The sequence below is a fragment of the Rhodococcus sp. 14-2470-1a genome, assembly GCF_002259425.1.
Classification (GTDB): Bacteria; Actinomycetota; Actinomycetes; order Mycobacteriales; family Mycobacteriaceae; genus Rhodococcoides; species Rhodococcoides fascians_E.
In genome coordinates this window covers 22990-49773 of sequence record NZ_NPFZ01000005.1, presented here as the reverse complement: position 1 = coordinate 49773, position 26784 = coordinate 22990, and the positions used below count along the sequence as shown (strand labels likewise).

25 protein-coding genes, 1 tRNA gene and 1 pseudogene are annotated in these 26784 nt (G+C 65.3%); 12 read left to right on the top strand and 15 right to left on the bottom strand.

Features of this window, described 5'->3' with window-relative positions:
- Positions 1-13 precede the first annotated feature (13 nt).
- The 4 genes from CH292_RS02725 to CH292_RS02710 all read left to right on the top strand — a co-directional run bounded on the left by CH292_RS02725 (position 14) and on the right by CH292_RS02710 (position 3975).
- Positions 14-949: a 4-(cytidine 5'-diphospho)-2-C-methyl-D-erythritol kinase gene (locus tag CH292_RS02725; protein WP_027498738.1), complete on the top strand. Its 936-nt coding sequence runs from the start codon at positions 14-16 to the stop codon at positions 947-949.
- Positions 949-2745, top strand: a complete 1797-nt coding sequence (locus CH292_RS02720) for an ABC-F family ATP-binding cassette domain-containing protein (RefSeq protein ID WP_094653943.1) — start codon at positions 949-951, stop codon at positions 2743-2745. Before CH292_RS02725 ends, CH292_RS02720 begins: the two co-directional genes overlap by 1 nt.
- 91 nt (positions 2746-2836) lie before the next feature.
- Positions 2837-3301 (top strand): N-acetyltransferase, encoded by a 465-nt coding sequence (locus CH292_RS02715; RefSeq protein ID WP_094653942.1) that lies wholly within the window; start codon positions 2837-2839, stop codon positions 3299-3301.
- Positions 3298-3975, top strand: a complete 678-nt coding sequence (locus CH292_RS02710; RefSeq protein ID WP_094653941.1) for a DUF4166 domain-containing protein — start codon at positions 3298-3300, stop codon at positions 3973-3975. Before CH292_RS02715 ends, CH292_RS02710 begins: the two co-directional genes overlap by 4 nt.
- A gap of 9 nt (positions 3976-3984) precedes the next feature.
- Here CH292_RS02710 and CH292_RS02705 read toward each other — a convergent pair whose 3' ends face one another.
- The 3 genes from CH292_RS02705 to CH292_RS02695 all read right to left on the bottom strand — a co-directional run bounded on the left by CH292_RS02705 (position 3985) and on the right by CH292_RS02695 (position 7003).
- Positions 3985-4596 carry a hypothetical protein gene (locus CH292_RS02705; protein WP_020111388.1) on the bottom strand — a complete coding sequence of 204 codons (612 nt, stop codon included), beginning with the start codon at positions 4594-4596 and terminating at the stop codon, positions 3985-3987.
- A gap of 92 nt (positions 4597-4688) precedes the next feature.
- Positions 4689-5342 (bottom strand): nicotinamide riboside transporter PnuC, encoded by a 654-nt coding sequence (pnuC, locus tag CH292_RS02700; protein ID WP_094653940.1) that lies wholly within the window; start codon positions 5340-5342, stop codon positions 4689-4691.
- A complete protein-coding gene (locus CH292_RS02695; RefSeq protein ID WP_020111386.1) occupies positions 5342-7003 on the bottom strand; it encodes a peptide chain release factor 3 in 1662 nt (553 codons plus the stop codon). Before CH292_RS02695 ends, pnuC begins: the two co-directional genes overlap by 1 nt.
- 145 nt (positions 7004-7148) lie before the next feature.
- Here CH292_RS02695 and CH292_RS02690 point away from each other — a divergent pair, with 145 nt between their 5' ends.
- Entirely contained in the window at positions 7149-8783 is a 1635-nt protein-coding gene (locus CH292_RS02690; RefSeq protein WP_094653939.1) for a fatty acyl-AMP ligase, read from the top strand.
- A gap of 87 nt (positions 8784-8870) precedes the next feature.
- Here the strand turns inward: CH292_RS02690 and pth are convergent, their stop codons facing one another.
- The 3 genes from pth to CH292_RS02675 form a co-directional block, all read right to left on the bottom strand.
- A complete protein-coding gene (gene pth / locus CH292_RS02685) occupies positions 8871-9449 on the bottom strand; it encodes an aminoacyl-tRNA hydrolase (RefSeq protein WP_094653938.1) in 579 nt (192 codons plus the stop codon).
- Positions 9450-9538: 89 nt separating this feature from the next.
- Positions 9539-10180, bottom strand: coding sequence for a 50S ribosomal protein L25/general stress protein Ctc (locus tag CH292_RS02680; RefSeq protein ID WP_170945143.1), 642 nt, complete (start codon positions 10178-10180; stop codon positions 9539-9541).
- A 154-nt stretch (positions 10181-10334) separates the two neighbouring features.
- Positions 10335-10967 carry a TetR/AcrR family transcriptional regulator gene (locus CH292_RS02675; RefSeq protein ID WP_094653937.1) on the bottom strand — a complete coding sequence of 211 codons (633 nt, stop codon included), beginning with the start codon at positions 10965-10967 and terminating at the stop codon, positions 10335-10337.
- Between the two features lie 60 nt (positions 10968-11027).
- Here CH292_RS02675 and CH292_RS02670 point away from each other — a divergent pair.
- Positions 11028-11792 (top strand): annotated as a pseudogene (locus CH292_RS02670) (DMT family transporter); the annotation flags it as partial.
- Between the two features lie 43 nt (positions 11793-11835).
- Here CH292_RS02670 and CH292_RS02665 read toward each other — a convergent pair.
- Positions 11836-13014 (bottom strand): aminotransferase class V-fold PLP-dependent enzyme, encoded by a 1179-nt coding sequence (locus CH292_RS02665; RefSeq protein WP_033190831.1) that lies wholly within the window; start codon positions 13012-13014, stop codon positions 11836-11838.
- 171 nt (positions 13015-13185) lie between these two features.
- Between CH292_RS02665 and egtA the strand changes: the two genes are divergently transcribed.
- Genes egtA through egtD form a run of 4 tightly spaced genes read left to right on the top strand, consistent with a single transcriptional unit; the run spans position 13186 to position 17444 of the window.
- Entirely contained in the window at positions 13186-14415 is a 1230-nt protein-coding gene (gene egtA / locus CH292_RS02660; protein WP_094653936.1) for an ergothioneine biosynthesis glutamate--cysteine ligase EgtA, read from the top strand.
- Positions 14412-15710, top strand: coding sequence for an ergothioneine biosynthesis protein EgtB (gene egtB, locus CH292_RS02655; RefSeq protein WP_179277894.1), 1299 nt, complete (start codon positions 14412-14414; stop codon positions 15708-15710). The genes egtA and egtB overlap by 4 nt, the downstream gene beginning before the upstream one ends.
- A complete protein-coding gene (gene egtC, locus CH292_RS02650; RefSeq protein ID WP_033190832.1) occupies positions 15703-16437 on the top strand; it encodes an ergothioneine biosynthesis protein EgtC in 735 nt (244 codons plus the stop codon). Before egtB ends, egtC begins: the two co-directional genes overlap by 8 nt.
- A gap of 11 nt (positions 16438-16448) precedes the next feature.
- On the top strand, positions 16449-17444 hold the full coding sequence (egtD, locus tag CH292_RS02645) for an L-histidine N(alpha)-methyltransferase (RefSeq protein ID WP_094653934.1): 996 nt from the start codon (positions 16449-16451) through the stop codon (positions 17442-17444).
- Here the strand turns inward: egtD and CH292_RS02640 are convergent.
- The 8 genes from CH292_RS02640 to CH292_RS02605 form a co-directional block, all read right to left on the bottom strand.
- Positions 17418-18797: an ABC transporter permease gene (locus CH292_RS02640; RefSeq protein WP_094653933.1), complete on the bottom strand. Its 1380-nt coding sequence runs from the start codon at positions 18795-18797 to the stop codon at positions 17418-17420. The two genes, egtD and CH292_RS02640, sit on opposite strands and share 27 nt — an antisense overlap.
- Positions 18794-19546, bottom strand: coding sequence for an ABC transporter ATP-binding protein (locus CH292_RS02635; protein WP_094653932.1), 753 nt, complete (start codon positions 19544-19546; stop codon positions 18794-18796). The genes CH292_RS02640 and CH292_RS02635 overlap by 4 nt, the downstream gene beginning before the upstream one ends.
- Before the next feature lie 83 nt (positions 19547-19629).
- Positions 19630-20283 (bottom strand): response regulator transcription factor, encoded by a 654-nt coding sequence (locus tag CH292_RS02630; protein ID WP_027498735.1) that lies wholly within the window; start codon positions 20281-20283, stop codon positions 19630-19632.
- Positions 20284-20314: 31 nt separating this feature from the next.
- Complete coding sequence (locus CH292_RS02625; RefSeq protein ID WP_094653931.1) at positions 20315-21499, bottom strand: sensor histidine kinase; 1185 nt, start codon at positions 21497-21499, stop codon at positions 20315-20317.
- A 26-nt stretch (positions 21500-21525) separates the two neighbouring features.
- Positions 21526-22104, bottom strand: a complete 579-nt coding sequence (locus tag CH292_RS02620) for a hypothetical protein (protein WP_037161441.1) — start codon at positions 22102-22104, stop codon at positions 21526-21528.
- 340 nt (positions 22105-22444) lie between these two features.
- The gene (locus CH292_RS02615; protein ID WP_019664562.1) at positions 22445-23428 is read right to left on the bottom strand and encodes a ribose-phosphate diphosphokinase; all 984 of its coding nucleotides are present in this window, start codon (positions 23426-23428) and stop codon (positions 22445-22447) included.
- On the bottom strand, positions 23425-24909 hold the full coding sequence (gene glmU / locus CH292_RS02610) for a bifunctional UDP-N-acetylglucosamine diphosphorylase/glucosamine-1-phosphate N-acetyltransferase GlmU (RefSeq protein WP_052061959.1): 1485 nt from the start codon (positions 24907-24909) through the stop codon (positions 23425-23427). Before glmU ends, CH292_RS02615 begins: the two co-directional genes overlap by 4 nt.
- 54 nt (positions 24910-24963) lie before the next feature.
- Positions 24964-25034 (bottom strand) — tRNA-Gln (locus CH292_RS02605).
- Between the two features lie 233 nt (positions 25035-25267).
- Between CH292_RS02605 and CH292_RS02600 the strand changes: the two genes are divergently transcribed.
- Both CH292_RS02600 and CH292_RS02595 read left to right on the top strand, forming a co-directional pair.
- Positions 25268-25894 carry a TetR/AcrR family transcriptional regulator gene (locus CH292_RS02600; protein WP_019664564.1) on the top strand — a complete coding sequence of 209 codons (627 nt, stop codon included), beginning with the start codon at positions 25268-25270 and terminating at the stop codon, positions 25892-25894.
- A gap of 190 nt (positions 25895-26084) precedes the next feature.
- Positions 26085-26723, top strand: a complete 639-nt coding sequence (locus CH292_RS02595) for a ScbR family autoregulator-binding transcription factor (protein WP_019664565.1) — start codon at positions 26085-26087, stop codon at positions 26721-26723.
- Positions 26724-26784 lie beyond the last annotated feature (61 nt).

Here is a 26784-nt window from a genome sequence, read left to right as displayed (position 1 = left end):
AGTCTTGAACACCGTGCTCTCAGTTGTCCACAGTCCCGTTGTCGTTCGGGCTCCGTCCAAGGTCAACCTGCATCTGTCCGTGGGTGACCTCCGCGAGGACGGCTACCACGAACTGACGACCGTCTTTCAGGCGCTCTCGCTGTCCGACGAGGTCTCGGTGGTGCCGTCGCAGGGGCTGAAGGTGATCGTCAAGGGCGCCGACGCGAAGAGTGTGCCGACGGACGAGCGGAACCTCGTGTGGAAGGCCGCTGTGCTTCTGGCGGACAAGGTGGGGCGTGAACCTCTCGTCGAGATCACGATCGACAAGGGAATCCCCGTCGCGGGCGGCATGGCCGGTGGTAGTTCCGATGCCGCGGCGACCCTCGTCGCACTCGATTCGCTGTGGAAGCTGGACCTCTCGCGCAGCGAACTCAGTGATCTCGCCGCTCAGCTCGGCAGTGATGTCCCGTTCGTTCTGCACGGCGGAACGGCGGTAGGTACGGGCCGCGGCGAGAAGCTGCTTCCGGTGTTGTCACGCAACAGTTTCCACTGGGTGCTGGCGCTGGCCAAGGGCGGATTGCAGACTCCTGCCGTCTTCGCCGAACTGGACGAGCTGAGGGCGAAAGGCGATCCGCCCCGATTGGGCGATCCGGACGCCCTGATGCAGGCCCTGGTGAGCGGCGACGCCCACGCTCTCGCTCCACTTCTGGGCAACGACCTCCAAGCCGCGGCGGTGTCGCTCCTCCCGCAGCTGCGTCGTACGTTGCGAGCAGGCCTGACCGCAGGTGCTCTGGCCGGGATCGTGTCCGGATCCGGCCCGACCTGCGCATTTCTCTGTGCCGATTCCGATACCGCGGTGTCGGTCGGCGCCGAACTCTCCGGTGCAGGCGTCTGCCGTACCGTGCGTGTCGCGAGCGGACCCGTTCCCGGCGCTCGTGTAGTCACTAGTGAATCGATTGGTTTCCCCTGATGGTCAATCTCGTCAATCTCGAAAACGTCTCCAAGTCCTTCGGTGTCAAACCGCTGCTCGACGGCGTCTCGCTCGGTGTGCAGGAGGGCCAGCGCATCGGCATGGTCGGCCTCAACGGAGGCGGCAAGACAACCACTCTCGAAGTGCTCGCAGGTCTCGAACCACCGGATTCCGGGCGCGTCAGCCGCGTCGGCGGGCTGCGGATGGCCGTCGTGACGCAGCGCGGGGTTCTGCCGCCGGGATCGACCGTCGGACAGGTCGTTCTGGATCCGCTCGGCATGGCCGAGCACGAGTGGGCCGGTGATTCGCGGGTCCGCAACATCCTGACCGGCATCGGTATCGCGGACCTCGGTCCTGCGGGCAGCTCGGGTCTCGACGCCACCATCGACAACCTGTCCGGCGGCGAGCGTCGCCGTGTCGCGTTGGCGGCAGCCCTGGTTCAGGATCTGGATCTGCTGGTGCTGGACGAGCCGACCAACCACCTCGACGTCGAGGGTGTGCAATGGCTTGCGGCTCATCTGGTGTCGCGGCGCAGTGCGCTCGTCGTCGTGACACACGATCGGTGGTTCCTCGACACCGTCGCCAACCAGACGTGGGAAGTAGTCGGCGGCAAGGTCGAGACGTACGAGGGTGGGTACAACGACTGGATCTTCGCGCGCGCCGAACGTGCCCGCCAGGCCGATGCGTCGGAAGAGCGTCGTCGAAACCTCGCACGTAAGGAGCTCGCCTGGCTGCGGCGCGGTGCTCCGGCTCGAACGTCCAAGCCCAAGTACAGGATCGAAGCCGCCGAGGCCCTCATCGCCGACGTGCCTGCGCCTCGAGATTCCGTGGCATTGGCGTCGTTCGCAAAGCGCAGGCTCGGACGGGTCGTCATCGAACTCGAGGACGCCCGCCTCGAAACTCCCGACGGCCGTGAGCTGGTGAAGGACTTCACGTGGCGTCTGGCGCCGGGTGAACGCGTCGGACTCGTCGGCGTCAACGGTTCCGGCAAGACGACGCTGCTGCGTACCCTCGCGGGCGAGCTGGAACCGGCGACCGGCAAGAGGATTCAAGGTCAGACCGTGGAGATCGGTTGGCTGAGACAGGAATTGGACGATCTGCCGAAGAACCTGCGTGTTCTCGACGCCGTCAAGGAAGTCGCGGAGCGAATCACCCTCGGTGACAAGGAGATCTCCGCCGGTCAATTGGCCGAACGATTGGGGTTCACGCCTGCGCGGCAACGCACGCCCGTCGGCGACCTGTCCGGCGGCGAGCGTCGCAGGCTTCAGCTGACGCGTGTGCTCATGGCCGAGCCGAACGTGCTGCTGCTGGACGAGCCGACCAACGACCTGGACATCGATACGCTGCAGCAGCTGGAGGACCTGCTCGACGGTTGGGCCGGAACTCTCGTCGTGATCAGCCACGATCGTTACCTGATCGAACGTATCTGTGATTCGACGTGGGCTCTGTTCGGTGACGGCAAGCTCACCAACCTGCCCGGAGGGATCGAGGAGTACCTGCGGCGTCGTGCGGTTCTCGCGGCCGAGGCGACGCCGGATTCCCTGACGACCGGGGGGACGGCGAAGAAGGCGGTGCGCGACGCCGCGTCCGAGCGGGCAGCGCGTAAGGAACTGAGCAAGCTCGAGAAGCTGGTGGTCCGGTTGTCGGATCGCGAGATCGCGCTGCACGCGGAACTCGCGGAAGCGGCCACGGATCCGGGCAAGCTCGTGGAACTCGACGCTGAGTTGAAGAAGGTTCTGGCGGACAAGGACGTCGCCGAGGAACGCTGGATGGAACTGGCTGCCGAGCTCGACTGACCTACGTGAGTGGCAATGTGGTGCCTATGGTCACTCCGCGGGCTCCGCTCCTGCCCCTGCCCTACATTTCCGCTCACATAGGGTGGGGTGCATGAACCCGACGCTGGTGCTCATGGACCCCGATCGAGTCCGGCAATGGCTCGCGGGTACCAGGGAACGGTACGTGGCCGAACGCGTCGCGACGGGAGAGACGCAGGCCGAGGCGGAAGCCAATGCGGAGATTTCCTACCGGCTCACGTTCCCCGGTGGAGTGCCCACGCCGACCCAGCGCATCTTCGACGTGTTCGACGACGACGTACGCGTCGGCTACCTGTGGATCGCTCCGCGAAACGACGCGGAACCGCTGCACTGGTGGGTGTGGGACATCGAGATCGACGAGGAGTTCCGCGGTCGGGGGCTCGGCCGGGCGACGATGCGGCTGGCAGAGGATTCCGCTCGGTCGGAGGGAGCTGTGTCGTTGGGGCTCAACGTCTTCGGTGGCAACGCCGTCGCTCGGCAGTTGTACACCTCGTTGGACTATCGGGAAACGTCGATTCAGATGAGGAAAGACCTATGACATCCGTCGTGCGTACCGCTCTCGGTAGCGAGTTCGAGAAGCTCCATCCGAAGGTGCAGTGGAGGTTCGGTCTCGCATCCGGAGACCACCGATGCCAGCTCGGCGTGGGTGTCATGGAAGAAATGCGGCACTCGACGTTGATTCCGCCGCCGGTGCTGTGGCTCGGCGGAAAACGTGGGCTGTTTCCCGGTGGGCGGGGGACGGACGTGCCGTTCACGATCGAAAACTATGCGTACGTCGACGCTGTCGGCCGCGAGACCATGGCGTTCATTCGTCGGTTCGCGTTCGCCGGATCACCTCAGGGGATGAACTCGGTGATGGTGACGCCCGCTCGCACGCCCGGCGCGGACTTCGCGCTGGACTACCTCGGCTTCTCCTCGGACATGATCGTCCAGACGACGTGCTCGGTCGACTCCGCCGGCGGCCTCGTCCTGGAGAGCGGTGCACCGCGGGTACTGGGAATCAGGATTCCGCAGCTGGCGTCGGCTCTGACCTCCGCGCGGGAGTGGTGGGACGAAGACGAACAGAAGCACCGGGTGCAGATCGACGTCACGAGCCCGCTGCTGGGCACGCTGTTCCACTATCACGGCTGGTTCACCGCAGAACAACACGAGTGCGCTCCGGCCGACATTCCGGCCGGAGCACACCCGTCGAAGCTGGTGGAACGGGAGTGACCTAGCGGGTCAGCGGTAACCCTTGGCCGGGTTCAGCAGGTCGAGAACGATGGTCTGGCCGTTGGATCGAACGTGAATCTCGGGGTTCTGCAGACCGCCGGACACCAGGTACTCGCCGAGGAGCTGCAGCAGCTCGTCCGGGCCGACGGACGTGTCCGGGGTGCGGATGTCGCCGGTGCGGCTACCGAGCTCGTTCTGAGTGAGGCGGCCCGCGATGCGCACGGACGCGACGCCCATGGCGGTGCGGCGGTCAGGGGCTCCGCCGCGGCCGGCGGCCGTGGACGTCGAGCCCGACGAGTGGGTGGAACGGCCATTGGTAGGCAGGCCGTGCTCGGAGATCTGATCGCTAGTAGTCACTTCAACCTCGTTCGAATCCTTGGAGGGCTGCTTCGGCGTTGTGCTGTCGGCTTCTTGCTTCGTCTCGGCCTTCGATGCGGAGTTCTCGGTCGACTTCGCCGCTGCTGGGTCCGCAGCCGCACTGTCGGTCGCCGCGTCCGAGGGGGAGTTCGACTTGGACGCCGAGACGCCGCTGGCCAGCTTGGGAGTAGGCGTGCTCAACCGGTGAGCCGGCGCCTGGCCGATCTTGATTCCCGCCAGCGGATAGCTGGATCCCTGCGTCATAGCGAGCCCTGCGTCATATCCAACCCCACATCAGAAGCGTGAAAACCTACTCGAAGTCCGTTCGGACCACCGAAGAATAACACTTCACCCGTTTAAGCGGAGATTTTCGAAGTACCGTTCGCCTTCTGAATGCGCAGCCACACCACGAAACCCCAGGCCACAAAGGCTGCGTACACAAGATACAGAAATGCGGACGGGTAGAAACCGGCACGGAACAGCAGCGGCACACCCACCACGTCGACGCCGATCCAGATCAGCCAGAATTCGGTGATTCCCCGTGCCATGCCGAACGTCGCGAGCAAGGATCCGGTGAAGATCCACGCGTCGGCCCATTTGCCGTAGGACCCGAGGTACCCGAACAGCTGGGCGAAGGCAGCGGTGCCGACGACCATCACCGCGATCATCGCGATGCGTTCCGTCGTCGACGCCCACCGCGGCAACACCGCCGTCTTGCGGGCCCGCGAGGTGCGCAGCCACTGCGACCAGCCGTAGACGCTGACCGCGATGAACAGCAACTGGCGCCCGGCTTGCCCGTACAGATCCAATGCCTGCGGCGTGTGAAAGGCGCCGCCGAGGAACACGGTGAACAGCAAGGCGTTGCCGATGATCCCCACCGGCCAGGCCCACACCACTCGCCGCATTCCCCCGATCGCCGACGCCAGGCCGAAGCCGTTGCCGACGATCTCGCGCCACAGGATGGGGTGTCCCGCGATGGAGACCTGCGCGTCGAGCAGCCCGAGGAGCACTATTCGCCCGCGGCGACGAGAGGCTCCAGCGTCAGTTCGGGCATTTCCTTCTCGAGGTACTGCAGACGCCACTTGTCGCTGACGAGTGCCAGCAACGCGCCGTCGGTGCGAGTGAAGACCTCGACGCCACGCTGGCGGCCGAGTTCGACGGCGGATTCGGTGTCGGTGCGGCGTGCGACGGAGTAGCCGAGCGGTTCGAGCCGGGCGTCGACGCCGAACTCGGACTTCATGCGGGCGGTGACCACCTCGAACTGCATCGGCCCGACGGCGGCGAGGACAGGGGAGGCGTCGCCGCGAATATCGTTGCGCAACACCTGAACCACGCCTTCGGAGTCCATCTGTTCCACGGCGCGACGGAACTTCTTGTACTTGTCCGCGCTGTCGACCCGCAGGGCAGCGAAGTGTTCGGGCGCGAAGGACGGGATGGGTGGAAACTCCACCTTCTTGTCGGTGAACAGGGTGTGACCCGGTGCCAGCGCGGTGGCGTTGACCAAGCCGACGACGTCGCCGGGGTAGGCGTTCTCCACGGTGGTGCGTTCGCGGCCGAACACCGTCAGTGCGTACTTCGTCGTGAACGGTTTGCCGGTCTGTGCGTGGGTGACCACCATGCCGCGCTCGAACACGCCGGACACGACGCGCATGAACGCCAGCCGGTCGCGGTGCGCGGTGTCCATTCCGGCCTGGACCTTGAAGACGACGGCACTGAAGGGATCGGTGACGTCTCGGACACCGCCCTTGACGTCGTCGCGCGGGCCGGGTGCGGGCGCGAGGGCGACCAGTGTGTCGAGGATCTGGCGGACACCGAAGTTCAGCATCGCGGAACCGAAGATGACCGGCGACGTCTGCCCCGCCAGGAACAGCTCCTGGTCGTGCGCTTGCCCGCTCGAGACCAGCAACTCGCTCTCCTCGAGAGCCGTCTCCCATTCGTCACCCTCGCGGGCGGCCGCGGCGTCGGCGTCGAGCAATTCCTCGGGGGCGATGGTCGCGCCGCCCGCGGTTCGGGTGAACCGGATGTAGTTGCCTGCGCGGACGTCGAGCAGACCGCGGAAGTCGCCCGCGATGCCGACCGGCCAGTACAGGGGCGTCGGCGTCAGGCCGATCCGCTGCTCGATCTCGTCGAGAAGTTCCAACGGCGACTGGCCGGGGCGGTCCCACTTGTTGATGACGGTGATGACCGGGATACCGAACTGTCGGCACACCTGGAAGAGCTTGAGGGTCTGCGGTTCGAGGCCTTTGGCGGCGTCGATGAGCATGACCGCGGCGTCGACGGCCGTCAGGACGCGGTAGGTGTCCTCGGAGAAGTCGGCGTGACCAGGGGTGTCCACGAGGTTGATGACGTTGGTGTCGTCGACGGCGGCGTCGACCTGGTAGTTGAACTGCAAGGCCGTCGAACTGACCGAGATGCCTCGCGCCTTCTCCATCTCCATCCAGTCGGAGACGGTGGAGCGCCTGCCTGCCTTGCCGTGGATCGCGCCTGCCTCGGAAATGACACGAGCGTGCAGCGCCAGAGCCTCGGTGAGCGTCGACTTACCGGCGTCGGGATGGGAGATGACGGCGAACGTCCGGCGCCTGGACACCTCGGCGGGAAGTTCCTTGTGAGCGTTCTTGGGGGCCGACTCGGTGGGCGCAGTGTTGGTCTCGACCGAATCCGGCGTACTCAAGCGAACCTCTTCTATTCACGGGGGCGGTGTTGCCGGTACCAGGGTACTCGTGGTCGTTCGTACGTTTTCTCGGGTAACGGCTCCGCGGGCCTGCGAATTTCAATAGCGTGGGTACAGGTCGGACCGTCGGCACAGGAGATGAGTTTTGAGCAGATTCACCGAGGAGATGTTCTCGACGGCGCGCACGAGCGAGCGGGGGCTCGTCACCGGTGAGCCGGATCAGGCGCTGAGGCAGTCCTGGGGCGAGATTCACCAGGTGGCGCGATCGATGGCGGGCGCACTCGCCGACGCAGGCATCGAACGCGGCGACGCCATCGGTGTCCTCGCCGGCCAACCGGTCGACATCGCGCCTGCGTGTCAGGCGACGTGGATGCGAGGCGGATCGGTGACGATGCTGCACCAGCCGACACCGCGTACCGACCTCGGGGTGTGGGGCACCGACACCGAGACGGTCGTGAAGATGATCGACGCGAAGGCTGTCATCCTGGGCGCCCCGTTCGACATCGCGGCGCCCATCCTCGAAGAGCGCGGCATCACCGTGCTGAAGATCGACGACATGCGGGCGGGCCGGGACTGCGATCCCGTCGACACCGACGAGTCGGACATCGCACTGCAGCAGTTGACGTCCGGATCCACCGGTTCACCGAAGGCCGTGCGCATCACGCACGAGAACTTCTACGTCAACGCGTACGCCATGATCGACCGCATCAAGTTCGACGTCGACTCCGACGTGATGGTCAGCTGGCTGCCTCTGTTCCACGACATGGGCATGGTCGGGTTCCTGACGGTGCCGATGCAGGTGGGTGCCGAGGTCGTCAGCATCACGCCGCTGGATTTCCTCCGGTCACCGCTCCTGTGGGCCAAGCTGATCCACAAGTACGGCGGAACCGTCACCGCAGCACCCAATTTCGCGTACTCGCTGCTCGCGCGGAGACTGTCGCAAGCCGAGGACGATCTCGATCTCGACCTGAGTTCGCTCCGCTACGCGTGGAACGGCGCCGAGCCCGTGGACCCGGACACGATGGCGACGCTGGCCGAGGCCGGGGCGCCGTACAACCTCGATCCCCTCGCACTCGCGCCCGTGTACGGCATGGCCGAAACCACACTCGCCGTGTCCATCCCCGACCCGGGCCAAGGACAAGTCCTCGACGTCGTCGACGCCGATCTGCTCGAGGCGATGGGCCGAGCCGTCCCGTCGACCAAGGGCAATCTGCGACGCCTCGCGACACTCGGCAAGATGGTGCCGAATCTCGAAGGCCGAGTCGTCGACAAAGAAGGCCAGGTCCTCACCCCGCGCGGCGTCGGCATCATCGAAGTGCGCGGCAAAGCCGTCACACCGGGGTACATCACCGTCGACGGACCCGTCGCCACACAGGACGAGGACGGGTGGCTCGACACCGGCGATGTCGGCTACTTCACCGAAGAAGGACTGGTCGTCGTCTGCGGCCGCGTCAAGGACGTCATCATCATGGGCGGTCGCAACATCTACCCGACCGACATCGAACGTGCAGCAGGCTCGGTACGCGGGGTGCGACCGGGTAACGCCGTCGCGATCAGGCTCGACGCGGGCGACAAGCGGGAGAGCTTCGCCGTTGCCGTGGAGACCAACGACTTCCAGAATCCCGACGAGGTGAAGCGAATCGAACACGACGTCGTTCACGCCGTGCACTCGGAAGTAGGAGTACGGCCCAGAACCGTTGCCGTCCTGGGTCCCGGATCGATTCCCAAGACGTCCTCCGGCAAACTCCGTCGATCCAACTCGGCGGGTTTGCTGGGCTGAGTGGGACCGAGTCAGCACCCTTTTTGCAGACTTCGCACGCCTTCCAGTGCGAGAGCACGCGTGCCAGCTCGGCAAAAACGGTGCCAGCTACCTCGGATGAACCTGGTTCTGCGCTGCTTCGAGGCCGACGCGCAGGAGTAGTTCGGCGGCGTCGGCGGCTTCTTCCACGATGACGCCGAGGTCCTTGCGTTCGGCCGAGGAGAAGGGTTTGAGGACGTACGAGGCCGGGTCCATTCGGCCGGGAGGACGCCCGACGCCGACGCGCACACGCGGGTAGTCCTTGGTGCTCAGGTGCTGAGAGATGGAGCGAAGCCCGTTGTGGCCGCCTTCGCCGCCGCCGAGTTTGAGGCGGATGGCACCGAAGTCGATGTCGAGTTCGTCGTGGACTACGACGATGTTCGACGGCGAGGTGGAGAAGAATCGTGCCAGGCCCGCGACGGGTTGCCCGGACAGGTTCATGAAGGTGCGGGGTTTGGCGACGATCACCGAGCGGTCCGCAAGGCGTGCTTGGACGATGTCGGAGTTCGACTTCTTGTGCGAGGAGAACTTCGCACCGATCCGGGCTGCGAGCGCGTCGGCGACCATGAATCCGACGTTGTGGCGGGTCGTTTCGTACTGTGCGCCGGGGTTACCCAGGCCGACGATCAGGGCCGTATCTGCAGTCACGGTTGATCATGCTCCCATCGAGAAGGGTGAAACGAGAACGCGCCGCTCCCGACGAGGGGAGCGGCGCGTGTCGTGATGCGGGGCTGAGATCAGCTTTCGTCGGAGCTTTCCTCGGATGCCTCTTCTTCGTCGACGACGTCGCCGGTCGGAGCTTCTTCGCCCTCGGCTTCGAGGTCTTCCTCGGTCGGGGCCTCGACGACGTTGACGAGCAGAAGCTCGGGGTCGGAGATCAGGGTGACGCCGGCCGGAAGGGTCAGGCCGCCTGCGAGGATCTGGGTGCCTGCCTCGACGCCCTCGACCGAGACCTCGACGGACTCGGGGATGGACAGTGCGTCGGCCTCGATCTCGACGACGGTCGAGTCGGTGGTGACCAAGGTGCCGGGGGCTGCGTCACCCTCGACGACGACGTTGATCTCGACGGTGACGCGCTCGCCCTTGCGCAGGACGAGGAGGTCGGCGTGCTCGATGCTGCGCTTGATCGGGTGAACGACGACGGACTTGGTCAGGGCGACCTGCTCCTTGCCGTCGATGTCGAGGGTCAGAACAGCGTTGGTGCCGTCCTTACGCAGGACTGCGGCGAATGCGCGGGTGTCGAGGGCGAGGTGCTGCGGGTCGGTGCCGTGTCCGTACAGAACAGCGGGGACCAGGCCGTCGCGGCGTGCGCGGCGTGCAGCGCCCTTGCCGAACTCGGTGCGTACAGCAGCCTTGAGGTTGTTTACTTCGTTCGACATCAGAGAACAGCTCCTTGAGATCACGGTGTGGGCAAGTGCTTCGTCGGGGCAGACACGAACGAGCACGGCCGAGGAGCCGAGCCGCGTCGATCACGGTAGTTCCTGTGCGGAGCTACCCTCGCCGAGACAACCCCGGAGACTCTACACGACCCCCTCACGTGAGTGGAAACGTAGACCTGGGGGAAGGAGCGGAGCCTGCGGAGCGACCGGACTGCAAGGTTCCACTCACGATTCCATTCACAAGGGTGGAGGCGATGGATCGGGCGACGTCGACGGCGTCGGCGCGAGCTCCCGCGGTGCTCATCACGACGGCGCCTTCGTGGATCAGGGACAGTTTGAGGCCGAGCTCGTCGGGTGCAGGCAGGCCTGCGTCCTCGGCGAGCTGGACGAACAGTGCTCGCGTCCAGTCCTTCTCGGATCGGATGACTTCCAGGGCCGGGTGGTCGGTCCCGCCGTATTCGGCGAAGGCGTTGACGAACCCGCAGCCGCGGTGGTTGTCGCGCATCCAGGAGGCCAGCGCGTCGTAGATGCTCAGGACGCGTTCGGGGCCGGTGGGGATCGGTTCGAGGTAGGCGAGGACGAATTCGCGCCATCTCTCGAAGCGTCGCTCGAGGTAGCGCATCACCAGTCCGTCCTTGGAGCCGAACCGGTCGTAGAGGGTCTTCTTCGTCGTCCCGGCTTCGTCGGCGATGAGGTCGACGCCGACGGCCCGGATGCCGCGTTCGTAGAACAACGCGCTGGCGACGGTGAGGATTCGCTCGCCCGCGGGTGTCAAAGCCTTGGTCATGGGTGTCTCCGATCACAGGTCCACTGCAAGTATACAGACCTGTATGGTTACCTCGTCGGTATGGACAAACTAGCGGCCACCGCTCTGGTGATTCTGTGGAGTTCCGGATTCATCGGCGCGGACCTCGGCACCGCCCACGCGCCCGCACACACCCTGCTGGGATGGCGGTACCTCGTTGCTGTCGCGATCCTCGGTGCCTGGTGCTGGTATCGAGGGCTCCGCACGACCTGGGCGGGGGTTCGCCGGCAGAGTGTGCTCGGCTTCTTCAGCCAGTTCCTCTACCTGGCGTGCGTGTTCGGGGGTGTCGGGCTCGGTGTTCCGGCGGGTACGGCGGCGCTGATCGCGGCCATGCAGCCCCTGGTCGTGGCGGGCCTGGCTGCACGTCTGTTGGGCGAGGGTTTCGGCGTCGGCAAGTTCGTGTCTCTGACCGTGGGATTCGGTGGAGTCGTCGTCGTGGTCGCCGGTGACCTCGGCGGTGAGGGTGCGCCCTGGTTCGTGTACCTGCTGCCGCTGGCGGGCATGGTGTCGCTGGCCGTCGGCACCGTTGTCGAACGCAAGCTGCGCACGACGGAACCGATTCCGCTCGCGATGCTGATCCAGGCGTGCGTCGCGGCCGGACTCTTCATGGGATGGAGCGCGGTTCTCGGCGACGCAACGCCGCCCGTCACGGTCGGCTTCTGGGGCGCGGTCGCGTGGTTGGTCGTGCTGTCGACCTTCGGCGCATACGGCACCTACATGTTCGTCCTGCGCCGCAGCGGGGCCACCCGTGTCAGCGCGCTGCTCTACCTCACACCTGCGACGACGATGGTGTGGGCGCTGCTGATGTTCGGCGACCCCATCACCTGGACGGCTGTGGCCGGGACGGCGATCAGTGCCCTCGCCCTGTGTGCATGGAGGCGACCAGCTCGTCGAGTTGATCGAACGTCACGAAGTAGTGCGGAGACGCGCGAATCACCGAGTCCAACCCTCGCGAGCTCATGTCCACGAGTGTCGAACGTCGATGGCTGACCGTCACGGTGATGCCCTTCGCGGCCAACTCGTCGCGCACGTCGGTGGGATTCCTGCCGTCGACGGTGAAGGACACGATGCCGCTGCGCCGGTCACCGAGGTCGTGGACGGTGACGCCTGCGACGGTGCGAAGGCCGGCGCGTAGGTGTTCGGCGCGGGCGCTGACGGCGTCCTGGACGGCATCGATTCCGATGTCCAGCAGGTAGTCGACGGCCACGCCGAGCCCGAGTCGGGACGCGACGGAGCATTCCCAGAATTCGAACCGCGAGGCGTCGGCCGCGAGTTGGTACTCACGTTCGCCGCTCCATTGCGCACTGTGCAGGTCGAGTGCCGGTGGCTCGAGTGTGTCGGCGAGACCTGGGCGGACGTAGAGGAATCCCGTTCCGCGGGGCCCGCGCAACCACTTTCGGCCCGTCGCGCTGAGTGCGTCCACCCCGAGTTCGCCGACGTCGACGCGCACCTGTCCGATTGATTGGCATGCGTCGAGCAGTACGAGTGCGCCGACTCGGTGGGCGAGTTCGGAGACCTCTCGTGCGGGATTGATCAGTCCACCGTTGGTGGGCGCGTGGACAAGTGAGACAATTCGGACGCGTTCGTCGAGCATGTCCTCGAGTGCGGCGAGGTCGATCTGGCCCGAGGGGTCGCTCGGTACGAACTCCACGGTTGCGCCCGTCGCGGCGGCGCGCTGCAGGGCAGCGATCGCGTTGGACGCGTATTCGACCTGGCAGAGCAGTATCCGATCACCGTGAGTCAGCGGGATGGAGTAGAAGAAGTCGCTCCACGATCGAGTTGCGCTGTCGCTCAGAGCAATGCCCGACGGCGTCGCGCCGATCAACCTGGCAATGGAGGTCTTGACTGCCGCGAGATCGGCCATCCGTTCGTTCGCTGCGCGGTATCCACCGACCGCCGCTTCGCGACGAAGATGTGCGACGGCGGCGTCGACGACGGGGTCGGGCGGCAGTGACGATCCCGCGCTGTCGAGGAAAATCGAGGAGACCGCGGCCGGTGTGTCCCGGCGGATCCGATCGAGATCGAACATGTCGACGCCTTCCTGGTGCACTGCTGGGGAGTCGTGGTTACTGTCGTAAGCGGAGCCCGACGGGTCGATCCGCAGGCTTCACTCCTGCAAGGCTTTCACATGTGCTCGGTTTCGAGCGGAACAGCCTCGGGTAGTCGTGGCAACTCAGCTAGTCGGGACGAACGTGAGGAGATGGCGATGACGTCCACGGTCAAGTCCCGGGGGCTGAGCTCGCGGCCTGCCGCAGCGGCCTACGTCGAACGTGTGTGCTTCAAGCTCGGTCCACCTCGACTCATCGGTGCCGAATTGGAGTGGTTGACACACACGCCGGACGGGGCGAGGCCCGCGTTGGACTCTCTGGCGGCTGCCCTCGGGCAGTACGCCCCGCGAAACATTTCCTCCATCTCGCCTGCCCGTCCGCTCCCCGGCGGGAGCGTCGTGACCATCGAGCCGGGTGGCCAGGTGGAACTGTCCAGTTCGCCGTTCCCGTCGGTGCGGGAGCTCGCTCGATCGGTCGACGCGGACTCCCGTCTTCTCGAGTCGATGCTGAACACCGCACGGATCGGTATGACGTCCGTTCCCGCAGATCGCGACCGGGAACCGCAGCGTCTGCTCGTTCTCCCTCGATACTGCGCGATGGAGGACAGGTTCACGACCATCGGCCCCTTCGGCAAACTGATGATGTGCAACACGGCCGCCGTTCAGGTGAGCGTCGACGCCGGGCGGGACCGCGAGGACGTGGCGCGCCGGTGGACCATGTTGGAGGCCGTCGGGCCCGCACTCGTCGCCGCCTTCGCGTGCTCGCCGACGCTACGCGGTGCACCGGAGGGGAGCTGGGCGTCTCAGCGGATGCGGACGTGGCTCGAATTGGACGGCAGCAGAACCGAAGTGCCCAACACGGGCGATCCGATCGCGGACTATTCGGCTTGGGCGCTCGACGTCCCGCTGCTATGTATCAGGGGCGAGAGCGAGAACTGGACGGCTCCACCGGAAACGACGTTCGCTGACTGGATTGCCGACCACGGCCGTGTCGGGCGACCACCGACCACCGATGATCTCGATTACCACCTCACCACGTTGTTTCCGCACGTTCGCGCGTGTGGGCACTTCGAGATCCGCTACCTCGACGCACAGCCCGACGGCCAGTGGGTCGTTCCCGCAGCCCTGTTCGACGCAGTGCTGTCCGGGCCCGACGTGATCGAGCGCGCAACGCAGATCGCGGCGGAGACTGCCGGCCGGTGGGTCGACGCTGCCCGCGACGGTCTCGCCGATTCCGATCTTCGTCGTGCCGCAGAAGCGTTGCTGCACTTGGCTGCCGACAACTCGTCGGACCATCGAACGCTGTTGCTGGACACCGCCGAGCGATGTCGTCTCGCATCGGCACCGACCGCACAGCATTCCACCGGAAAGGAATCGGCATGACGAGCACCGAACAACTGCGCAGCACCGTCGAGCGGGTACTCGCCCGCAGTCGTGCCCGCAGTTCGGCCCTCACCGACGCAGTAGACGACGCGGACCTCACCGCGCAGCATTCGCCGCTGATGAGCCCGCTCGTCTGGGACCTCGCGCACATCGGGAATCAGGAAGAACTCTGGCTTGTCCGCGACGTCGGCGGGCGCGAACCGGTACGGTTCGACATCGACGAACTGTACGACGCTTTCAAGCACTCCCGGTCCAGCCGTCCGTCACTTCCACTGCTGACACCGGACGAGGCGCGCGCGTACGTCGGGTCCGTCCGCGACAAGGTGTGGGACGTACTCTCCGCCAGTCCGCTGGACGGGCGCAGGCTCGAACGCGATGGCTTCGCCTTCGGCATGGTGGCCCAGCACGAGCAGCAGCACGACGAGACGATGCTCGCGACCCACCAATTACGTACCGGTCCAGCGGTTCTCCACGCGCCGCCTCCTCCCGCAGCGCAGATCTCGGCGGCCGGAGAAGTGATCGTCGACGGTGGTGTCTTCACCATGGGCACCACGCTCGACCCGTGGGCACTCGACAACGAACGACCCGCACATTCGACGTACGTCGCCACGTTCGCCCTCGACGTCGCGCCCGTGACCAATCGTCAGTACGAGGAATTCATCGCCGACGGCGGATACTCGCGTCCGGAACTGTGGAGCGAACGCGGCTGGGCACACCGAACCGCCGAAGGGCTCGTTTCCCCACAGTTCTGGGAACGCGACGCCGACGGCAGCTGGTGGCGTCGGGCATTCGGGGTGACGGCACCGATCAAGCCCGACCAGCCCGTCGTACACGTCTGTTTCTTCGAAGCCGAGGCGTACGCGCGGTGGGCAGGCAAAAGGCTACCCACCGAAGCGGAGTGGGAGAAGGCAGCCCGTTTCGATCCAGCGACCGCGACGGTACGCAAGTACCCGTGGGGAGATGCCGAACCGACCGAGGTGCACGCCAATCTCGGTCAGCGGCACCTCGAACCCGCCGACGTCGGCGCCTATCCGGCCGGAGCGTCGCCGCTCGGAGTGCAGCAGCTGATGGGTGACGTGTGGGAGTGGACGTCGTCGGATTTCGAGCCCTACCCGGGCTTCGAGCCGTTCCCGTACGCCGAGTACTCCGAGGTGTTTCTGCGCGGTGATTACAAGGTCTTGCGCGGCGGATCCTTCGGGACGGACGAGGTCGCGTGCCGTGGCACGTTCCGCAACTGGGACCACCCGATCCGGAGGCAGATCTTCGCCGGCTTCCGGTGCGCCCGAGATGTGTAGGCACCTGGGCTATCTCGGACCGAGACGGTCGGTCGCCGACGTTCTCACCGCCGGCGAGAACTCGTTGTTCGTGCAGTCCTGGGCGCCGAAGGACATGCGGGGCGGCGGCACGATCAACGCCGACGGATTCGGCGCGGCGTGGTGGGACGACGACGGTGCCCGCAGCTACCGCAATGCGATGCCGATCTGGTCGGACCCGGCGGTCGCCGACGTACTCGGTGCGACGTCGTCGACGGCCGTGCTCGGAGCCGTTCGGTCTGCAACCGTCGGGATGCCGGTCGAGCGGAGTGCCTGCGCCCCGTTCACGGACGGGACGTGGGCGTTCAGCCACAACGGTGTCGTGTTCGGGTGGCCCGACGCGTTGGCCGAACTGGCGTCGGAGGTGCCGCCGACCGAGTTGCTGGCACTGCCGGCACCGACGGATTCTGCGGCTCTGTGGGTGATTCTCCGGAACCTGCTGCGGCAGCACGATCCGGAGAAAGCGTTGCGGGTGTTGATCTCCCGCGTGGAACAGTCGTCGCCCGCTCCGCGTCTGAATCTCCTGCTGAGCGACGGTCACACGTTGTACGCGAGCGCGGTGTACCACTCGCTCTCCGTACTGGACACGGGGGACTCCGTCACCGTGGCATCCGAGCCCACCGACGGGGACTCCCGGTGGGTGTCGCTTGCGGACCGAACTTTCGTCGTCGCCCGACCGGGGCATGTCGACGTCACAGATCTCGATTGAGGGGAAAGCTTATGGCTGATATCGCTCTGGACGTGCACATCTCACCCGAAAGGCTGCTCGACGATCTTCGTTCCGATGTGCGGTTGGGTATGACGGCGGCGCCGAAATGGATTTCTCCCAAATGGTTCTACGATGCGCGTGGGAGCGAGCTGTTCGAGCAGATCACCGAACTGCCGGAGTACTACCCGACGCGCACCGAGCGTGCACTGATCGAGGCACACGCCTACGACGTCGCCGAGCGGACGGACGCCGCGATACTGGTGGAGTTGGGTTCGGGGTCCTCGGAGAAGACACGACTGCTGCTGAATGCGGGCATCAAGCACGGGTCGCTGCGCAAGTACGTACCCCAGGACGTGTCGCCGACGGCACTGGAGGGGGCGATCGAAGTGATCGCCCGCGAGCATCCCGGGCTCGAGATCCATGGGATCGTCAGCGATTTCACCGATACCCTGCAGAACCTTCCTGCCGACGGCAGCCGAACCATCGCGTTCCTGGGCGGCACTCTGGGCAATCTCATTCCCGAGGAGCGTGCGCTCTTCCTCGCCGACATCGCCCAGGCTCTGATCGCCGGTGAATTCCTGCTGCTGGGAGTCGGATTGGTAGTCGAGGAGAGTGTGGTCGTCCCGGCGTACGACGACGCGGCCGGTGTCACGGCGCAGTTCAACGCGAACGTTCTGTCGGTGTTGAACGAGCGTTTGAACGCGAACTTCGATCCAGGCCAGTTCGAACATGTGGCGCTGTGGAATTCGGACGCCGAGTGGATCGAGATGCGTTTGCGGGCTCGCACGGCGCAGGACATCCGAATCGAGGATCTCGACCTCGACGTCCACTTCGACGAGGGCGAGGAGTTACGCACGGAGATCTCGGCCAAGTTCAGGAAAGAGGGGATAGAAGCAGAACTCGTCGACGCGGGGTTCCGCGTCGACGAGTTCTGGACCGATCCGGAGAGCAGGTTCGCCCTCATCCTCGCCAGTCGGACATCACTCGGACAGCGCGACGACCGGTGAGATGGAGTTCGCTCGGCGCGACGGCATGAGCGAGGCCACCAACGCCAGCACCGCAGCCGACAGGACGGTTCCGGCGATGAGCGCCCATGGCAGCGTCGGCAGGCCGATGCCCGATTGCGCGATGGAACCGAGCAGCGATTGCGCGGCCGCCCATCCGTAGACGATGCCGAGGAGAAGGCCGAAACCCATCGACGCGATCACCATCTGCGCGCTCTCGGACACGATCATTCCACGGACCTGCTTGCGGGTGAAGCCGAGAGCGCGCAACAGGCCGAGTTCGCGGGTGCGCTGCATGACGCTGAGCGAGAGGTTGTTGACCATCCCGACGGCCGCGATGACACCCGAGAAGCCGATCAGTCCGGTCATGATCCCGACGGTCACCGTCAGCACCTGATCGAGCGATTCTTCGCTGAACTCGTGTTGCAGCATCGTTCGGTAGCTGTACATCGCCACGGCGAACGTCACCACCAGCGTGACGCCGATCAGCAGACCCAGCGCTGTGCGCGTGGCACGCTCCGGGTACCGCGTTGCGTTCGCTGCGGCCAGGCGCGCCGACGGCGTGCTGCCGAAGAGCCTGCCGACTACTCGCAGGACCCACGGCACGATTCTGTGTGCGCCGACCATGATGCCGGTGAACGACGCGGCGCCGCCGAAGAAGGCGATGAGCACACCGGCAGGGGTCACCGCGCCGACGAGCACCCCGAGTCCCAACAGCACTGCGCCACCGGCGATGAGAATGATCGACAACGTCGTGCGTGCGGCTCGGCGCCGCGAATCCTCGGATGCAGCGGTCACGACGACGCCCGTCGCCTGAATCGGCGTCACGTCGAGGACGCGTTTGCTCCCGATGTACGACGCGGCCCACGTGGTTCCCACGACGATGACGACCGGCAGCGCGACGAGTGGCTGCACCGTCGTGTATGCGACGTCGGGTAGCTTGCCTGCACCGACGGCGATCGCTCGGGCGAGGTGACTGGCGGCGACACCCACCACCAAGCCCACTGCGGCACCGAACAGTCCGACGGACAGTCCTTCCCGGGACACGGATCGACGCAGTTCTCGGCCGGATGCACCGAGGAGCCGGAGCAGCGCAATGGTTTTCGTGCGGCCGGCGACGATCGTACCGAACGTGTTCGCGGTGACGACCGACGCGACGTACAGCGCGAGAAGTACGAACACCATCGCGACGCTGTAGAGAGCGACGGCGACAGCACCTTGTCCGTCGGTACCGAAGATGTCGAGCAGGAACGCCGTTGCCTGGATCAGCACCACACCGAAGAACGATGCGAGCGCTGTGACGAGGATGCTCGCTCCGTGTTCACGACGCGGTGTCGACGCGGTGGCGGCCCTCATGCGACCTTCTCCATCGCAAGCATGTAACCGGAGATCTGCTCGGGCGTCGAACGTCCGCGCTCGTCGACGATTCGCCCGTCCGCCAGGAACACGATCCGGTCTGCGTAGCTGGCCGCGACCGGGTCGTGCGTGACCATGACGATCGACTGCCCGTACTCGCGAACCGCGGCCGCCAGGAGCGCGAGAACTTCACGGCCGGTGCGGGAATCGAGGTTTCCCGTCGGTTCGTCCGCGAAGATCAGGTGTGGCCGCGAGCCGAGCGCTCGTGCGATGGCGACCCGCTGCTGCTGCCCACCGGACAACTGATGGGGGCGATGGGACGTGCGTTCGCTCAGGCCCAGTGTGGCGATGAGCTGTTCCACCCATGCGGCTTCCATCTCGGTCGGTGCGTGGCCGTCGAGCTCGAACGGAAGCAGAATGTTGGACCTGACGTCCAGCGTCGGGACCAGATTGAAGGCCTGGAAGATGAAGCCGATCTGGCGTCGGCGAAGCTCGGTGAGTGCATCGTCGCCGATATCGGTGATGTCGGTGTTCGCGAGCACGACTTGCCCGGACGTCACCGAATCGAGGCCCGCCATCACGTGCATGAGGGTCGATTTGCCGGAGCCCGACGGGCCCATGATGGCCGTGAACTCTCCGGAACGGATGTCGAGCGACACGTCGTCGAGCGCGTTCACGTGGTTGGCTGCGTCGCCGTAGCTCTTGTGGACCCGGTGAACCCGGGCTACCGGTGCTGGTGTTGTGGTCATGTCTGTAGAAACTACGAACCACCGGGGTGAAAAGCGTCAGGCTGCAGTCTCTGCTTCGTACATCCAGAGGATGATCCTGGAGTTCACCGCACCAGACCGTGTTCGAAGGCGTACACGACCAACTGAACCCGATCCCGCAGACCGAGCTTCGTGAAGATTCTGCTGATGTGAGTCTTGACGGTTGCTTCGCTCAGGAACTCCTGTGCCGCGATCTCGGAGTTGCTCGCACCCCTCGCCGCCAGGTGAAACAGCTCGCGTTCACGTGCGGTGAGAAGCTCGAACTCCTTGGGCACCTGTGGAGTTGCCGGAGTGTCGGTGAAGTGACCGAGCAACGCCGTCGTAGCCGACGCCGCGATCACCGAGTTACCGGCATGAACGGTGCGGATCGCCGCGAGCAAGAATTCAGGATCGGCGTCCTTGAGAACGAATCCACTCGCGCCGGCCTTGATCGCCTTCGCCGCACTCTCGTCGAGATCGAAGGTCGTCAACACGAGGATCCTCGGCGGCTCGCTCGATGCGGCGACGATCTCCGCTGTCGCCGCAATGCCGTCGAGAACCGGCATCCGAATGTCCATCAACACGACGTCGGGGGAGACCTCGGCCGCCAACTCGACCCCGGCCTTGCCGTCGCCGGCCTCGCCGACGAACTCGAGATCGGGTTGCGACGAGATCAGCATCCTGATCCCGGCGCGAAAAAGCTGCTGATCGTCGACCAGCGCTACCTTTATCCGGCTCATTCCGCAGGCTCCACTCGCGTCTTTATTCGGCTCATTCCGCAGGCTCCATTCCTGTAAGTGCTCCGGGAATGTGCGCGACGAGTGTCCACACACCATGATCGTGGCTGGTCTTCAGGGTGCCGCCGGACAGGATCGCACGTTCGCGCATACCGATGAGGCCGTGCCCGCCTGTGGATTCGGATACTGCTCGCACGGAGTTGCGCACGGTAAGCGTCGTGCCGGTGGGTACGGACGCGACGGTTACCGATACCGGGCGCGACGAGTCCCCGTGCCGCAGAGCGTTGGTCAGTGCCTCCTGCGCTATCCGGTACAGCGTCAGATGACCTCCGGCACCCAGGTTCGCGGAGTCGCCGGTGGAATCGAAGTCGATCCGCAGCCCGGCCGCGCGCATTCGGTCGACCAACGTGGACAGGTCCTGCGATTCCGTGGCCGGAACGTCGTCGGTGTTGTGGCGTAACTGGGCCAGCACGCCGCGGACGTCGCGTAGTGCGTCGCGAGCGGTGCCTGCGATGGTGCCGAGGGCCTCGTCGACAGCCTCGGGATCCGCTTTGCGTGCGTACCGGGCACCGTCGGCCTGCGCGATGACGACGGCGAGGGAGTGCGCGACTATGTCGTGCATGTCGCGGGCGATTCGGTTGCGCTCGTGTTCGACGGCAATGTCCTGCAGTGCCCGTTCCTGTTCGATCTCGGCCAACGCGCGTTGGTGCTTCTCCTCGATGGACATCCGGTTCGCCAGCGCGATGCGACCCAGCGCCCACGACAATCCCAGGACAGCCCAGGAGGCAACCAGCAGGATGATCAGTTGCTGCGCGTAGTCGCCGACGGAGCGGCTGCCGTCCGGTGAGACGTTCGGGTCCCCGACGAGGGTGAGAAAGGTAGCGGCGACTATGCCGCCGACGACGGTGGACACGAGACCGATCTTGCGAACGCGGTCCGAACCGTATGCAGCAGTGGCGAACAGCACGAACAGAATTGCAGTGTCGGCGCCCTGTGTGCCGAGACCACCGGCCATCTGACCGATGGCGAAGACCCAGGAGATCGCCAGCGCCAGAGGAGGCGAGAGACGACGCAGTGCCAGCGCGACGCCGTAGCCGAGCAGGACGACAACGGCGAGCGCACCGTTGTCTGCGGCGGCGGACGGAAACAGCACGGCCGTGAAGACGGCGGCGAATCCGACGTCGATGGCGACCTGATAGCGCGCTAGCGTCCTGAACACCCGTCCAGGGTACGTACCGCCGAGTGTCAGATGCGGCGACGCGCCTTCTCGAGCGCACCGAGGGTGGTGAGCACCGTGGTGCGCTGCTTCTCGAGATCCTTGCGGCGCGCGCGTGCCGGCAGGCTTTCCTGTCCCTCGATCGCGCTGATCTGCGAGTCGACCTCGGTGAGCTGAGCGAGCAACTTCTGCACCCGCGACTCGAGCTCGATCATGTCGATGCCACTGACACCCGCCTGCTGCTTCTTGGGAGCGGCCGGCTTGCTCGCAGCAGCAGAGGAAGCAGACGACGAGCTTGCACTGCTCGGTGCCTGACGAGGAGCAGCAACTGCAGCAGCAGCCCTGGGGCGCAACGCTTTGCGAACCGCAGCCGGATCCGGCAGCTTCTCGAGACGAATGCTGTTCAGCACGGCACGAGCATCACGAGCAGTGACGCGGTACTCGCGCTCCTCCTCGTCGTCGGACGCAAGAGTGCCGCCGAGTGGGCGCAAACCATACATGCCGATGAAGTGCTTCGCCTCGTCGATGACGGCTTCTTTTTCACGGCACAGGCCACAACGCGGTTCATTGCGATAAGTTTCGATCGAGTCGGTGCTTCCGCACCACACGCACCCGCCCGGAGTCCACCGGGCGATACGGACGGTAGAAGTTGCTGCAGGGCTGTCCATGGTTTGCGCGTCGATCACGACGAGTCATCTTAGGGTACAACGCAACCCGCCCCGCACACCCCCTCCCTCCCGAACTGCGCTTTCCATCACCGAAGTGACGAAGCTCATTTCCAGGAATCAGGGGTCTGCGGAGCGGGTGTAAAGAAACCGAACGTGACGTTCGGTCACTTGGGTGGACCGTCCGTCTGGAGCGAACGTGGCGTTCGGTCCGTCAGACGGACTGAACGCCACGTTCGCTCCCGAAAGTGCGGAGCTACACCACCGGAGCCTGCGGAACGACCTAGGCCGAGCCGTTGAACAGGCTTGTGACGGACCCGTTTTCGAAGACCTCGCGGATGGTGCGGGCGAGGAGGGGTGCGATGGACAGCTCGGTGAGGGTGTCGAATCGCTTCTCGTCGGTGATGGGGAGGGTGTTGGTGACGACGACTTCCTTGGCTCCGCAGTTGGCGAGGCGTTCGGCGGCGGGGTCGGAGAGGACGCCGTGGGTGGCGGCGATGACGACGTCGCCTGCTCCGGCTTCCTTGAGGACCTTGACGGCGCCGGCGATGGTGCCGCCGGTGTCGATCATGTCGTCGATCAGGATGCAGGTGCGGCCTTCGACGTCACCGACGACGCGGTTGGACTTGACCTGGTTGGGCACCAGTGGATCACGGGTCTTGTGGATGAAGGCGAGGGGTGCGCCGTCGAAGCTGTCGGCCCATTTCTCTGCGACGCGGACTCGGCCGGAGTCGGGGGAGACGACGGTGATGTGTTCGAGGCTGTACTTGTCGCGGATGTGATCGGCGAGTTGGCTGTGTGCGTGCATGTGGTCGACGGGGCCGTCGAAGAAGCCCTGGATCTGGTCGGTGTGGAGGTCGACGGTGATGATCCGGTCGGCGCCTGCGGTCTTGAGCAGGTCGGCGACGAGGCGTGCGGAGATCGGCTCACGTCCGCGGTGCTTCTTGTCCTGGCGGGCGTACGGGTAGAACGGCAGGATCGCGGTGATGCGCTTCGCCGATCCACGCTTGAGCGCGTCGATCATGATGAGCTGTTCCATCAACCAGGTGTTGAGCGGGAAGGGGTGGCTCTGCAGGACGAAGGCGTCCGATCCTCGGACCGACTCCTCGAAGCGAACGAAGATCTCGCCGTTTGCGAAGTCGCGTGCGGTCTGCGGGGTTACCTCGATCCCCAGTTCCTTCGCAACCTGCTGTGCGAGTTCGGGGTGAGCTCGACCCGAGAAGAGCATGAGGTTCTTCTGGTTGTCGATCCAGTTCGGGGTGGTCACTGCTGTTCGCCGTCCTTTGATTTTTGCGCGTTTGCCGATTCGGCCGCCAGAGCGCGTGCTGCAGCGTCTGCTGCGGCAGTGCCTGGACGCTTCTTCTCGACCCAGCCTTCGATGTTGCGCTGGGAACCAGCGGAGACAGCGAGCGTCCCCGGTGGTACATCGTTGCGGAGCACGGTGCCTGCTCCGGTGTACGCGCCGTCGCCCACTCGCACGGGGGCGACGAACATGTTGTCCGAGCCGGTGCGGACGTGGGATCCGACTACGGTTCGGCTCTTGTTGACGCCGTCGTAGTTGACGAACACGCTCGATGCTCCGATGTTGGAGTGTTCGCCGATGGTCGCATCTCCGACGTACGTCAGGTGCGGCACTTTCGAGTGGTTGCCGACGGTCGAGTTCTTGGTCTCGACGAAGGTTCCGATCTTGGCGCTGTCCCCGATGTCCGATCCGGGGCGCAGGTAGGCGAAGGGCCCGACGGTTGCGCCGGGCCCGATGGTGGATTTGTCTGCCTGCGTTCGTACGACGGATGCGCGTTCGCCGACGACGACGTCGCGCAGAGTCGTGTCGGGTCCGATGACGGCGTCCTCGCCGACGTGGGTGCTGCCGAGCAGCTGGACACCCGGCTCGAGTCGAACGTCGGCACCGACGGTGACGTCGATGTCGATCCAGGTGGTCGCGGGATCGACGACGGTGACTCCCGCGCGCATGTGCTTTTCGACGATGTGGCGGTTGAGGACGGCGGTGACGTGGGCGAGCTGAACGCGGTCGTTGACGCCCATGACCAGGTCGGGGTCGGCGAGCTGGGTTCCGTACACGGGTAGGCCGCTGCTCTTGCTGATCTTGACGACGTCGGTGAGATAGAGCTCGTGCTGCGCGTTGGCCGTACTGAGCTTGCCGAGCGCGACGCGCAACGCGGTCGCGTCGAACGCGTAGACGCCGGAGTTGACCTCGTCGATCAGGACCTGCGCGGGGGTGGCGTCGGCGTGTTCGACGATCTCGGCGACCTGATCGTCGTCGGCGCGGACGATGCGGCCGTACCCGTTGGCGTCGTCGGGCACGAACGTCAGGACCGTCGCTGCTGCGGGAAGCGGCGCGCTCAGGTGCTCGTCGAGCAAGGCTTTGAGGGTGTGTCCGTCGAGGAGGGGGACGTCGGCTGCCGTGACGAGGACGGTTCCCTCGAAATCGTCGGGAAGTGCACCGAGGCCGCACTGCACTGCGTGGCCGGTGCCCAGCTGTTGTTCCTGCACCGTGGTGACGATGGTGCGTCCGAGTTCCTCGCTCAGTTCGAGGACGGATTCGGTGACACGCTCGCGGTCGTGCCCGACGACGGTGACGAGGTGGTCGGGACCGAGGTCGGCGGCGGCGTGCAGAGCGTGCGCGAGCATCGTCCGCCCGGCCAGCGGATGCAGAACCTTCGGGGTCTTGGATCGCATTCGGGTGCCTGCACCTGCTGCGAGAACGACCACGGCGGTATGCAACGGCAACGGGGCTCCTCGGGCGACGATCGCTGAACTGGATCTTCAGGGCAATGTTTCTCGCTCCGCCGCCAGGACTCGAACCTGAACTATCTGAACCAAAATCAGAGGTGCTGCCATTACACCACGGCGGATCATTTCACCAGCGGTTTCTCCGGTCGCCAGTGTCTGCACAAGACAGACTACTGGCCTCGAAGCTCCCGCCGAGCGCAACGAGTCTCGCATGCGGGGTGGCCCGAGGTCGAACCGCTCCCGCCGATCGGTGTCATTCGTCCCATAAGCTCGGGTTTCGACGCTGGGAGACCGGAGCTCCAAGTTTCGACGCCGGGAAACCGGCAGGAGTGACCAGATCACAGGGAGGTGCGTCATGTCCGAGCCCGAGAAGGCGCCGCGTGTCCGGATGACGGGCACGCAGCGTCGCGAACAGTTGATCGAGATCGGCCGCTCCTTGTTCGCCGAGCGGGGGTACGAGGCGACGTCGGTGGAGGAGATCGCGGTCCGCGCGAACGTGTCGAAGCCCGTCGTCTACGAGCATTTCGGCGGCAAGGAAGGTCTCTACGCCGTCATCGTCGACCGCGAGATGTCGACTCTGCTGCACATGGTCACCTCGTCGCTGTCGCAGAACCGATCGCGGGTGAGGGTCGAGCGGGTTGCTCTCGCATTGCTGACGTACGTGGAGGAGCGAACCGACGGGTTCCGCATCCTGGTCCGTGACTCTCCGGTCGCTGCTGCCGACGGCAAGTACTCGTCGTTGCTGAACGATGCGGTGAGCCAGGTCGGGCACATCCTCGCCGGCGACTTCACCCGTCGAGGTTTCGACGCCGGGTTCGCGCCGCTCTACGCGCAGGCGCTGGTCGGGATGGTGTCCATGACGGCTCAGTGGTGGCTCGACGTCAGGGAGCCGTCGAAGGAAGTCGTCGCCGCGCACGTTGTCAATCTGTGTTGGAACGGTCTCACCAATTTGGAGGCCGCGCCCCTACTGGCCGGTGAATGAGCCGAGTATTTCCCCACGTGTCGGTGAAAGAGCGGGTAGGGTTTGATTTGCGTCCATGAGACCTACTTCACAGCGACGCATGTATGTTGTTCGGACCATCTGCACGTTGACCAAGGTAAGAATGCCACCGAGTGGTACCGTTCGCTCGTAATTTGCGCAGTGGCAGTCGAGTATTGCGAAGGCGGATCCAATGGTCAGACAGGCACGCGCTGAGATCACGCGCGACACCGTGCTGTCGGGTGCCGCAAATGTTTTTCTGCGGCTCGGCTACGCGAACGCGAGCCTCAGCGAGATCATCTCTCAGTCCCAGGTCACCAAAGGTGCCCTCTACTTCCACTTCGGGTCGAAGGAAGAGTTGGCTCGCGCGGTCATCGACGAGGGCAACGGCCGGCTCATCGCGGCGTGCCAGCAGTTCAACGACGGCCGTATCCCTGCGCTGGAAGCAGCCATCGGCATCTCCTACATCGTCGTCGACATGTCGGTGAGTGACCCGATGGTGTCGGCAATGCTGCGGCTCAGCCACCAGATCGGTGACTACCGGGGCACCCAGGGCAACGTGATGTCCGGCTGGAGCGAGTCGTTCAACGCGCTGGCCGCCAAGGCGATCAAGCAAGGTGACCTCGCCGCTGACGCCGACCCCGCGACCATCGGTGCTCTCGTCCTCGAGATCCTCACCGGCGTGCACATGGTTGCCGTCGCCACAGGCAACACGGAGGAACTTCCGTCACGGATGGAACGTCTCTGGTACTACCTCCTTCCGTCACTCGTGACGGCGGGCAAGGTCGAGTACTTCCGTGAGTTCGCGGCCCGGCGCGTCATCCGGCACTAGTTGCCCGTAGCTGGACGTATGTAAAGGACGCACGACGTCGGCGGTAGGATCGATCGCGATA